The organism is Pseudomonas citronellolis, assembly GCF_029335315.1.
Classification (GTDB): domain Bacteria; phylum Pseudomonadota; class Gammaproteobacteria; order Pseudomonadales; family Pseudomonadaceae; genus Pseudomonas; species Pseudomonas citronellolis_A.
Genome location: NZ_JARJLT010000313.1, coordinates 1 through 10360, shown reverse-complemented (window position 1 = coordinate 10360; position 10360 = coordinate 1). Strand labels below are relative to the sequence as shown.

The 10360-nt window shown below is 71.7% G+C and carries 10 protein-coding genes; 1 reads left to right on the top strand and 9 read right to left on the bottom strand.

Annotated features, from left to right (window positions below):
- Nucleotides 1-25: 25 nt before the first annotated feature.
- A complete protein-coding gene (locus P3W75_RS23550; protein WP_276229729.1) occupies nucleotides 26-889 on the bottom strand; it encodes an SDR family NAD(P)-dependent oxidoreductase in 864 nt (287 codons plus the stop codon).
- Nucleotides 890-1048: 159 nt separating this feature from the next.
- Here P3W75_RS23550 and P3W75_RS23545 point away from each other — a divergent pair, with 159 nt between their 5' ends.
- Nucleotides 1049-1741 carry a Crp/Fnr family transcriptional regulator gene (locus tag P3W75_RS23545; RefSeq protein ID WP_276229728.1) on the top strand — a complete coding sequence of 231 codons (693 nt, stop codon included), beginning with the start codon at nucleotides 1049-1051 and terminating at the stop codon, nucleotides 1739-1741.
- 100 nt (nucleotides 1742-1841) lie between these two features.
- On the opposite strand, the gene P3W75_RS23540 is transcribed toward P3W75_RS23545, so the two are convergent.
- From P3W75_RS23540 to P3W75_RS23505, 8 genes are all read right to left on the bottom strand, one after another.
- Nucleotides 1842-3104 (bottom strand): RNA polymerase sigma factor, encoded by a 1263-nt coding sequence (locus P3W75_RS23540; RefSeq protein WP_276229727.1) that lies wholly within the window; start codon nucleotides 3102-3104, stop codon nucleotides 1842-1844.
- Nucleotides 3105-3113: 9 nt separating this feature from the next.
- Entirely contained in the window at nucleotides 3114-3542 is a 429-nt protein-coding gene (locus tag P3W75_RS23535; RefSeq protein WP_276229726.1) for a YybH family protein, read from the bottom strand.
- 16 nt (nucleotides 3543-3558) lie between these two features.
- Nucleotides 3559-4341, bottom strand: a complete 783-nt coding sequence (locus P3W75_RS23530; protein ID WP_276229725.1) for a DUF899 domain-containing protein — start codon at nucleotides 4339-4341, stop codon at nucleotides 3559-3561.
- Nucleotides 4342-4394: 53 nt separating this feature from the next.
- Nucleotides 4395-4766 carry a YciI family protein gene (locus P3W75_RS23525; protein ID WP_276229724.1) on the bottom strand — a complete coding sequence of 124 codons (372 nt, stop codon included), beginning with the start codon at nucleotides 4764-4766 and terminating at the stop codon, nucleotides 4395-4397.
- Nucleotides 4767-4873: 107 nt separating this feature from the next.
- Entirely contained in the window at nucleotides 4874-5872 is a 999-nt protein-coding gene (locus P3W75_RS23520; RefSeq protein ID WP_276229723.1) for a fimbrial protein, read from the bottom strand.
- 7 nt (nucleotides 5873-5879) lie between these two features.
- The gene (locus tag P3W75_RS23515) at nucleotides 5880-6917 is read right to left on the bottom strand and encodes a fimbrial protein (RefSeq protein WP_276229722.1); all 1038 of its coding nucleotides are present in this window, start codon (nucleotides 6915-6917) and stop codon (nucleotides 5880-5882) included.
- 56 nt (nucleotides 6918-6973) lie between these two features.
- Nucleotides 6974-9565, bottom strand: coding sequence for a fimbria/pilus outer membrane usher protein (locus P3W75_RS23510; RefSeq protein WP_276229721.1), 2592 nt, complete (start codon nucleotides 9563-9565; stop codon nucleotides 6974-6976).
- 59 nt (nucleotides 9566-9624) lie between these two features.
- On the bottom strand, nucleotides 9625-10360 hold a 736-nt coding region (locus P3W75_RS23505; RefSeq protein ID WP_276229720.1), incomplete at its 5' end, for a fimbrial biogenesis chaperone.

The window sequence follows — 10360 nt, the reverse complement described above, 5'->3', positions numbered from 1 at the left end:
CCGCTCCTACAAGGTCGCGCCGGGCTCAGCCTTGCAGGCGGTTCACGTCGCCTGGGTCGATGGAGGCCCCGGCCCCCAGCTCCGCGCGCTGCTGCGCCAGGCGCGCGCCCTCCTGGGCGGTCAGGCCGAAGAGTTTCTCCGGGTCGGCCTGGCGCAGTTGCAGGGCCAGCTTCTCCATGCCCTCGGCGACCACGATGTCGTGCTGCCGCGCGGTGAGGCCGGCGAGGATGGTCTGCGCCGCCACCGCCGGGTCGATGCCGTTGTCGATGTTGGTGTCGGAGCGGCCGCGCTGGCTGCCGTTGCCTTCCAGCGAGTTCTGCGCGATGGCGGTGCGCACCGAGCCCGGCAGGACCACGCTGACGCCGATGCCGTAGGCCGCCTCGACTTCCGCGCGCAGCGCCTCGAAGTAGCCGACCACCGCGTGCTTGGCGCCGCAGTAACCGGTGCGCAGCGGCGCGCCGACCTTGCCGGCCACCGAGCTGACCACCGCCAGTTGGCCACTGCCCTGGGCTACGAGACGCGGCAGCAGGGCCTGGGTCAGCGCCACCGGGGCCAGGTAGTCCACTTCCATCAGCTGCCGGTAGACCGCAAGGTCAGTGTCCAGCGCCAGGCTGCGCTGGCTGACGCCGGCGTTGTTGACCAGCAGGTCGACCCGCCCGCGCCAGGCCCAGGCCTGCTCGACCAGCGCCGGCAGGCGCTCGTAGTCGGTGCTTTCGAAGGGCAGCACCAGGGTCCGCTGCGGAGCCTTCGCGGCGAGGTCGCGCAGGGCCTCGACGCGGCGCCCGGAGAGGATCACCTCGGCGCCCTGCTCCAGCAGCGCCACCGCCAGCGCCTCACCGATCCCGGACGAAGCGCCGGTTATCCACACCACCTTGGCTGCGAAACTCATCTTGTTGTTCTCCTGGGCCAGACGGGCGCACGCCGCCCGCGATGCCTGGAGGCTAGGCCGCAACGCCGGCGCAGACTGCCGCCTTTCTGACAATTGCCGCGCTTGCGGCGGCCGGGCAAGGCGGTCAAAGTGCCCCGACCCATCGTCCGAAGCCGCCCCATGCCCGAGACCCCAGCGCCGCTGCAACTCCTGGCCGCCAACCCCTGGTTCGCCCGCCTCGCCCCCGCCGTGCGCGAGGCGCTGGCCAGCGAGGGCCGGCGCCTGCGCCTGCGCGCCGGCGAGTTCGTGTTCCGCCAGGGCGACCCCGGCGAACACTTCCTCACCCTGCTGCACGGCAAGCTGAAGGCCTCGACCCTGCGCGAGGATGGCAAGGAAGCGATCCTCGCGGTGCTGGAGCCCGGCCACTGGTTCGGCGAGGCCTCGATGCTCGACGGCCTGCCACGCACCCACGACGTGCTCGCCACCCGTGACAGCGAATTGCTCGGCGTGGACCAGGCGACCTTCGACCGGCTGATGCTCGACAACGGCTTCGCCCGCGCCATCTGCGTGCTCCAGGCGCAGCACACGCGCCTGGTCTATCGCCTGCTGGAAGACGCCATGCTGCGCTCCACCCGCGCGCGCATCGCCAGCCGCCTGGAACAGCTGGCGCGCGGCGACGGCAGCATCGACGGCGAACAGCGCCAGCTGGTGCGCATCAGCCAGGACGAGCTGGCGATGATGCTCGGCATCAGCCGCCAGACGCTGTCCCTGGAGCTGCGCGAGCTGGTCGCCGGCGGCGCGCTGGAGCTGGGCTATCGACAGTTGCGCATCGTCTCGCTGGAGAGGCTGCGGGAAATGGCGGCGCTGGGTTGATGGCAATGGCGGATAACGCTTGGGACGTTATGCGCCCTACGTCGGGCCGCCCCGCAATCGGCAGGTGAAACGCTGGCGTAGGGCGAATAACCGTTCGCGGTTATCCGCCGTGCGTTTCCAGCTCGCGCAGGCGCTGTTCGAGGAAGCGTCGCTCCGGTTCCAGGCGGGTCATTTGCAGCGCGCGTCGGTAGGCTTCGCGGGCCTCGGCGGTGCGCCCCAGGCGCCGGCAGAAATCCGCGCGGGTCGCGTGGGCCAGGTGGTAGTCGGCCAGCTCGCCGCCGGCAAGGATGGCGTCCACCGCATCCAGTCCGGCTTGCGGGCCGTCGCGCATGGCCAGGGCCACCGAGCGATTGAGCGCCACCACCGGTGACGGTTGCAGGTGCAGCAGCGCGTCGTAGAGCGAAACCATGCGTGGCCAGTCGGTGCTGGCCAGGTCCGGCGCTTCGGCGTGGACCGCCGCCAGGGCCGCCTGCAGGCTGTAGGGACCGAAGCGCCGGCTGGCCAGGGCCACGCCGATCAGGCGCTGGCCCTCGGCGATCAGCGCGGCGTCCCACAGGCTACGGTCCTGCCGCTCCAGCAGCACCAGTTCGCCGTTGGCGTCGCTGCGCGCGGCGCGGCGCGAGTCCTGCAGCAGCATCAGCGCCAGCAGGCCCATGACTTCCGGTTCCGGCAGCAGTTCCAGCAGCTGGCGACCGAGGCGGATGGCCTCGGCGCTGAGGTCGGCGCGGGTCAGGGCATCGCCGCTGGAGGCCGCGTAGCCCTCGTTGAACACCAGGTACACCACGCGCAGCACGCTGGCCAGGCGCTGCGGCAGCTCGGCCGGCTCCGGCACCTGGTAGGGAATGCGCGCGTCGCGGATCTTCTGCTTGGCGCGGACGATGCGCTGGGCGATGGTCGTGGGCGCCACCAGGAAGGCGCGGGCGATCTCCTCGGTGCGCAGGTCGCAGACCTCGCGCAGGGTCAGCGCCACCTGGGCGTCGGCGGCCAGGGCCGGGTGGCAACAGGTGAACACCAGGCGCAGGCGGTCGTCCTCCAGGCCTTCGTGCTCGTCTTCCGGCGCCGCCTGGGCGTCGATCTCCAGCTGCTGGGCGATGCGCTCCAGCGAGGCGTCGAAGCGCACCCGCCGGCGCAGGTGGTCGATGGCCTTGAAGCGCCCGGCCGAGACCAGCCAGGCGCGCGGGTTCTGCGGCAGGCCATCGCGCCGCCACTGCTCCACGGCGGCGGCGAAGGCGTCGTGCAGCGCCTCCTCGGCGCGGTCGAAATCGCCGAGCAGGCGGATCAGCGTGGCCAGCACGCGCCGCGATTCGCGCCGGTAGATGTCGTCCACCTGGTCGCGCAGCGACGACGGCGCGTAGTCATGCATGCGCCCGGCTCACGGCTGGGCGTCCAGCAGCGGTTGCAAGGTGTGCATGTCGAAGGGCAGCGAGAAATGCTCGTGGACGATCATCCAGCGCCCCGCCACCCGGCGCAGGCCGACGCTGGCGCGGGTCCAGGCGGCCTGCTCGCGGCCCTGTTCGTCCCTGCCGCCGCAGTAGGCCAGGTAGTGGCCGAAGGCGATGTCGCCGCCCTGCTCCACGGCCAGCTGGTGGCGTTCGAAGCGGGTGTGCTCGCAGGCCGCAAGGCAACGGCGCCAATGCGCGGCGTAGGCCTCGCGGCCGACGAACTGCAATTGCGCGCTGGCGTCGAAGGCCACCAGGTCATCGGCGTAATGGCTGACGATGGCCTCGACGTCGCCGGCCTGCACCGCCGCCAGCCAGTCGTCGAGCAGGCGCTGGATGGCCGGGTCGATGGGGGTAGCCATGGGCGTTTCCTCCCGTTCAGGACGCGCAGCAACTGTGCGGCGGCTGCTCGTCGTCGTAGCGGTCATGGTAGCGCAGCCAGTCCATGCCCTTGCCATCGAGGTCGGCCATGCCGCCCCAGCCCTCGCCACGGCCCAGCGGCGTGAGGTCGAGCAGGTGGTAGGTGAACAGCGGCGCCTCCAGGCCACGGCCGTAGGCCGAGTAGCTGTGGAAGACGCTGTCGCCGTCGCGCAGGAACACGCTCAGCCCCGGCTGCTCGCCCTCGATGTGGTAGGCCTGGCCGAGGCGCTGCAGCTCGGCGAGGTCGCGGTAGTTGTATTCCACCGGGGCCACCTTGGCGTCGATGGTGGCGTGGAAGTCGTAGTTGAAGTCGCTGCCGAAGGACGAATACCAGGGCAGCTTCCAGCCCATGCGCGCGCGGAACCCGGCGAGCTCCGCCAGCGGCGCGCGCGACACCAGCGCCAGGGTCGTGCCACGGGCGTGCAGGTGTTCCAGGCGGCCGAGGTTGTCGACCAGGAACGAGCAGCCTTCGCAGCCCTCGGCGCGGTCGCGGTGGAACATGAAGTGGTAGACGATCAGCTGCGGCCGCCCCTCGAACAGGTCGAGCAGGCGCAGCGGGCCATCGGGGCCATCGAAGCGGTAGTCCTTGTCGATGCGCACCAGCGGCAGCTTGCGCCGCTCGGCGTTCAGCGCGTCGCGGGCGTGGGTGGCCTCGCGCTCCAGCTGCCACAGGCGCTTGCGCGCCGCCAGCCATTGTTCGCGGGATACCACGGGCGGCCGGTCGAAACGGTCGATGTTCATGCTGCGCTCTCCTCTTCACGGGGCCGCTTCGGCCCCGGCTGGCGGCTCGCGGCTCAACCCCGCGAGGCGAAGTGCTGTTCCCAGTCGCGGATCGGCCGCACCTCGATGCAGCCCAGGCGCCCCGGGGGAATCTTCGCGGCGATCTGCAGCGCCTCGTTGAGGTCGCGGGCCTCGATCAGGTAAAAGCCGCCGAGCTGCTCGCGGGTCTCGGCGAAGGGCCCGTCGGTGATCGACAGCTGGCCGTCGCGGTGACGCAGGGTGGTGGCGTTCTCCACCGACTGCAGGGCCTCCACCGCCACCAGCTGGCCGCGCTCGCGCAGCTGCTGCTCGTAGCCCAGGCACTCCTCCACCACCGCGCGGTAGTCACGCTCGGGCAACTGCGCGGCGGCTTTTTCGTCCAGGTAGATCAGGCACAGGTATTTCATCCTCGGCTCCTCGCTGGGCTGTGGGACGCAGATACCTATAGTCGCGCCAGCCCGGCGCGGATCGACCGCGCGTCGATCTTTATCGGCGCCAGCGGACGAACGGTCGCTCATTCGTAGCTCAGGGTGAAGGTCGCAGTGACCGCCACCCGTCCCGCGCCCAGGCTGCCGGCCGTGCGGTAGTAGCGCGCCGTCAGCGGGATGCTGACCAGCTGGCCGGCGCTGGCGGTGACGGCGTGCAGCAAGGGGACGCCCAGCGGCTGCACCAGCCGGCTGCCGAGCTGGCCACGGTACAGCCGCACGCCGATGCCGCTGGCCATGCCGGCGCCGCTGGCGTTGTCGAGCACGTCATCGCCGCTGCTGGCGCCGTCGATGCGGTAGTTGACCCGCACCCCGGCGTCGCAGCTCATGTCGATGCTCAGCGCCCGCGCCTTGCTGTCGTCGGCCAGCGCGCCGGGGCCGGCGGGGAAGTCCGCGCGGGCCACCGTCGGCAGCGCCACCGAAAGACTGCGGCTGCCGGGGCTCACTTCGCAGCCCAGGCTGGCCACCGCGCTGGCCCCGCTCAGGGTCAGCCGCGCCACGGCCAGGTCCTGGTAGCGCACTTCCGAGGCCCCGCCCAACTGCAGCAGGCCGCCGGCGATCGGGCCGGTCTTCAGCAGCCGCACCCACCAGCTGTTGCCCAGTGGGTAGCGGGCCGGGACCACCGGCCAGGCGAGGCTGGCCAGCGGGGTGACGTTGAGGAAATCGGGGTTGCAGGCGTCCATGTTGCACCAGTAGACCGAGACGCCGATGCCTTCGACGTTGGTGGCGAATACCGAGGGGAATCCGGCGGCGCTGGCGAAGCCCGGCAGCGGCGCGCCTATGCCGGCGGCCAGTTGCCCGCCGACCCGGCCCTCGCCGTCGCAGACGATGCTCGGCCCCGCCCCGGCCACCCAGCCGCTGCTCCACAGCTCGCTGCCGACGGCGGCGTCGCGGGGTACCGCGAGGCTCGCCGGCAAGCCGATGGACGACTGCGCGGTGGAATAGCCCGACTCGAAGCTGCACTCGGCCCGGCAGACGCCCGCCAGCAGGGCGAGCAGCAGGCAGGGCAACATGCGCTGGAATGGCATCGACGGCTCACTCATAGCTCAGGGTGAAGGTCGCGGTGGCCGCCACCTGGCCACCGGTCACCTGCGCGGCGGTCTTGAAGTAGCGCGCCGCGAGCACGATGTTGACGTCCTGCGCGGCGCCGCCGGTAGTGGTGAACAGGCGGCGCTGGCCAAGCTCCTGCACCGGGGCGTTGACCAGGTTGCCGCGGAACAGCTGCACGCCCACCCCGCTGGCCATGCCCGCTCCCGTGGCGTTGGCGAGCACGTTGCTGCCGCTGGAGGCCTCGCTGCCGTCGATCTGGTAGTAGACCTTCACCCCCGGGTCGCACCTCAGGTAGATGGCGAAGGAGCGCGCCTTGTAGGTGTCGGCGAGCACCCCGGTGCCGAGGGGGAACTCGCCGCTGCGCACATCCGGCAGCGGCACGTTGATGGTCCGGCTGGCGGGGTTCACCTCGCAGCCCTGGGCAGCCACCACGCTGTTGCCGTCGAGCACCAGGTGCGCCACCTCGAGGTTGTCGTAGAGGATCACCACCGCCGCCGGCATGCCGCCGACCTGCAGGGAACCGCCGGCGCGCAGCGGCCCGGTCTTCACCAGGCGCACCCACCAGCGCACGTTCGAGGTGTAGCTGCGCCCCGCGCTCACCGCCAGGCCATACAGGGCCCTGACCGGCATCGCGGCGCGATAGTCCGCCGGGCAGGGGCGCAGGTTGGTATCGCACCAGTAGACCGAGATGCCGACACCCTCGATGTTGGTCGCGTACACCGAAGCGACGCCGTCGCTGTTGCTGTAGCCGGGGACCGCCACGCCGAAGTTCGGGGTCACGCCGGGCGGCGTGGCCGGGGCGTTGGCGTCGCAGTAGACACGGGCCGTCTGCGGGCTGGTCCAGCCGCCGGTGCTCCAGATCTCCGCGCCGGGCAGCGCGTCGCGCGGCACCTCGAGGGTGGCCGGCAGGTTGACCCGGGTGATCGCCGGCCCCGCCGGAACCAGATAGCGGCACAAGGCCCACAGCGGCGTCGACGCCAGCAGGAGCAGGAGCGCAAGCAGGAGGCGGAGCAGGTTGTTCATCGGGACACCTCGACGGAAATGGTCAACGGCCAGTGATCTGCGGCATGCCGCGCGCCCTAGCGCCCGGCCAGTTGCCCGCCGGGCGCGGGCCGCGAGCACACGGCTTGCGCCGTCGGCAGGGGCGCACCCTTGCCGACCGCCGGCGGCGGCGCCGGGTAGCGGGCCCTGCAGCGCTCGCGCGTACCGCTGCCCCAGCGCACCTGCAACTCACCGCCCTCCTTGACCCGCAGGAACACCCGGCTGCCCTGCCCCACCAGGGTCAGGCTGTTGCCGGCGGCGTCGAGCACCTCGGCGCCCACCGGCAGGCCCTGGCCGTGTTCGTCCAGCAGTTGCAGCAGCAGCGGCGTGCCGCTGACGGTGGGGTAGTCGAGCATCACCACCGCGCCGTAGCGCGGCGCCACGCTCTGCGCGCTGGCCTGCAGCTCGACGTCGTCGGGCAAGCCCTTGGGGTCGAGCTGGACCTCGTTCTCGCGGTAGGGCATCAGCCCGGAGACCACCCCGTAGCCGTTGCCGGCCACCTCGCCGCCGCTGCTGTTGAGCAGCGCCGCCCCGCTCGCGCCCCTGGCCGCCACCACCGCGCGGGTCTCGCCCTGGGCCTGGCTGAAGTTGATGCCGCCGGGGTGCGCCACGACGCTCCCGGACAGGCCCAGGCCGTATTGGCGGTAGTCGTCGCCGTCGCTGACGCTGAGCGCCAGGTTGGTCTGCGGCGCGCGGTACTGCAGGTTCGCGCCGCTGGCCGTGCTGCTGTAGCCGTCGCTGCGGTTGCGCGAGCCGTAGACGCCGTAGCTGAGCTGGTTGTAGTCGCCCAGCGAGCCGGCCAGGCTGAGCTGGGTGTTGAGGTCGCCGTTGTCGTTGGCGGTGGTGCTGCTGGTCAGGTAGGGCGCGTGGCTGGAACGCCCCAGCGGCAAGGTCAGGTTGAGCATGTACTGGGTGTCGGTATTGCCGGAGAGGCTGCGCGTACGGTTCGCCGTGAGGCTCAGGCTGCCCCAGCCGAAGCTGTTCGAGTAGCCGGCCTGGTAGCTCATGTCGCTGCCCTTGCCGGCGTTCCAGTAGTTCTGCGCCGAACCGCTCAGGTACAGGCTGCCGCGAGCGCCACCCAGCGGCTGGCTGAGGTTGACCTGGAAGCGGCTGCGCTGGCGCCAGGCGCGGTAGTCGGCGGCGCTCGACGAGCGCGCGTAGGCGAAGTCGGAGAAGCCCAGGTAACCGTCGCTGGAGAAGCGGTAGGCGGCCACCGCGAAGTTGGTCTGGGTCGCTTCCAGCACCTTGCTGTAGCTCAGCCGGTAGCTGCGCCCGCTGGCCGTGCGGCCCTGCTCCTCGCTCGGGCGCAGGTCGCCGGCGCGGGACTGGGTGACGTCCAGGGCGAAGGCGCCGAGCGCGGTGCTCAGCGCCAGGCCACCCTGCGCCGCCAGATAATTCTCGGCGACGATGCTGCCGGTGTAGCCGGTCCACAGGTTGGAGATGCCGCGCTGGTAGGTGCCCTGGACGAAGTGCGGCTCGTCGTCGAGGTCGTCGTCGCGGTAGCGCCCGGCGCTGACGCTGTAGCGCGACACGCCGGGGCGCAGCAACTGCGCGACGTTGGCGAAGGGCACGGTGAACTGGCGGACGCGGCCGTCGGCCTCGGTCACGCTGACCTCCAGGTCGCCGGCGTAGCCGGAGTTGTACAGGTCGTCGATGACGAAGGGGCCCGGCGCCACGTTGGTCTCGTAGAGCAGGTTGCCGGCCTGGCGCACGCTGACCTTGGCGTTGGTCTCGGCGGTGCCGCGGATGGCCGGGGCGAAGCCGCGCTGCGAGTCGGGCAGCATGCGGTCGTCCGAGGCCAGCTGTACGCCGCTGTAGGGGAAACTGTCGAACAGCTCGGCGGGGGTGTAGTACTCGCCGAGGGTCAACTGTGACTTGAGCGCGGTGATGTCGCGCTGCGCGTAGCTGCTGATCGCGTCGTAGTCGTGCGTGCTGCGCTGGCCGTCGCCGTGGCTCTGGCTGTAGCTGCCGTTGTGGCGCAGGCGCCAGTCGCCGAGGTTGAGGCCAGCGTTGAGCCCGGCGTAGAGCTGCTCCTGGTCGCGCCCACCGCTGCGGTTGCGGTAGGCGTTGGCGTTGTAGTCGAGGAAGGCCGCGGTCACCCCGCGATCCCAGTCGCGCGGGTCGACGTAGCCGCGCTCCACGCGCCCCAGGTAGGCCTGGGGAATGCTCAGGTCCAGGCGCAGGTCGGCCTGGCTGAAGTCCAGCCGCGCCGCCGGCACCAGGCGCAGCAGGTCGACGCAGTCGGCGTCGGCCAGGGCCCGCGCGCGGGCCTCGGTATCCGGCAGCCGCTCCACCGCCAGGCCCAGCGCCGGCAGCGCGCTGCGCTTGAAGCAGTAGCGCGGCGCCTGCGGGTCGTCGGCCAGCACGCGCACCTCCTGGCTGCCGGTCCAGGCCTGGTTGACGAACACATCGACCCGGTAGCTGCCCGGGTTCACCGGGTTGCCCTTCTCGAAGCGCGAGACGTCCAGCGGCTCGCCGTCGGCGCCGCGCAGGAAGGCCGGGTTGAACGCGGCGTACAGGCCGCTCTCGGCGGCGCCTTGCAGTGGCACGGCGGCGAACGCCGCGCCGACCGCCAGCGCCGGCAGGCAACGGGCGCCAGCGCCCGACCTGAGGCAGGAACGCAGAGACATCGGTTTCCCTTCTCGATCATCCACTCCGGCGCCCGCCCCGTGGGCGGCGCGGCGAAGCGTCATTGCAGGTTGGCGACCTGTTCCGGGCCGGCGCCGTAGTCGCCCAGCCAGCGGTAGAACACCCGGCCGGGGCCGGGCGGACCCGGGTAGTCGGCGAGGGCGAAGGTCTGGCTGGCGAAGGGCGCGATCATCCCGCCGCCGGCGTTGTAGCGCCGGCCGTCGCGCTCCAGGTCCAGGCCGCTGTAGGAGAGGTGGTAGGGGCTCGGGTTCTGCCCCTGCAGGGCGTAGCCCTTGCCCTCGCGCACCAGGCGCCAGCGCACCTCGCCGACCGCCGTGGGCAGGTCGCCGGGCAGCCCCGCGGGCCGGTAGAACAGCTTCAGCCGCGAACGCACGGCGATCTGCATGTAGTTACGCCCGGCCTCGCTGGGCATCGGCGGGACTTCCAGGCTGTTGAACCAGAACAGCGACTCGCGATCGCCCGGCAGTTTTTCCCCGGTGAACACCAGCCGCACGCTCTGGCCCCTCTGCGGGTCGAGGCGGAAGATCGGCGGAGTGATGAGGAAAGGCGCGTCGGCGCTCTGCGGTTGCGAGCGGATATCGCCGCGGTCGGCCCAGACCTGCATCAGCACCGGTTCCTTGCCCTTGTTGGTGAAGCGCAGCGTGACCTCGCGCTCCTGCGCCGGGTAGATCACCCGGGTGCCGTCGATGATCACGCCGGCGCGCGCCTGGGCCAGGCCCAGCGCGAGCAGCAGCAGGCCGGCCGCGAGCCGCGCCGGCGGCGCTAGAAGAGTACCC

What these genes read in the sequence shown, in the direction of transcription:
- P3W75_RS23550 (WP_276229729.1), bottom strand. Translation starts at nt 889, where the DNA reads ATGAGTTTCGCAGCCAAGGTGGTGTGGATAACCGGCGCTTCGTCCGGG.
- P3W75_RS23545 (WP_276229728.1), top strand. Translation starts at nt 1,049, where the DNA reads ATGCCCGAGACCCCAGCGCCGCTGCAACTCCTGGCCGCCAACCCCTGG.
- P3W75_RS23540 (WP_276229727.1), bottom strand. Translation starts at nt 3,104, where the DNA reads ATGCATGACTACGCGCCGTCGTCGCTGCGCGACCAGGTGGACGACATC.
- P3W75_RS23535 (WP_276229726.1), bottom strand. Translation starts at nt 3,542, where the DNA reads ATGGCTACCCCCATCGACCCGGCCATCCAGCGCCTGCTCGACGACTGG.
- P3W75_RS23530 (WP_276229725.1), bottom strand. Translation starts at nt 4,341, where the DNA reads ATGAACATCGACCGTTTCGACCGGCCGCCCGTGGTATCCCGCGAACAA.
- P3W75_RS23525 (WP_276229724.1), bottom strand. Translation starts at nt 4,766, where the DNA reads ATGAAATACCTGTGCCTGATCTACCTGGACGAAAAAGCCGCCGCGCAG.
- P3W75_RS23520 (WP_276229723.1), bottom strand. Translation starts at nt 5,872, where the DNA reads ATGCCATTCCAGCGCATGTTGCCCTGCCTGCTGCTCGCCCTGCTGGCG.
- P3W75_RS23515 (WP_276229722.1), bottom strand. Translation starts at nt 6,917, where the DNA reads ATGAACAACCTGCTCCGCCTCCTGCTTGCGCTCCTGCTCCTGCTGGCG.
- P3W75_RS23510 (WP_276229721.1), bottom strand. Translation starts at nt 9,565, where the DNA reads ATGTCTCTGCGTTCCTGCCTCAGGTCGGGCGCTGGCGCCCGTTGCCTG.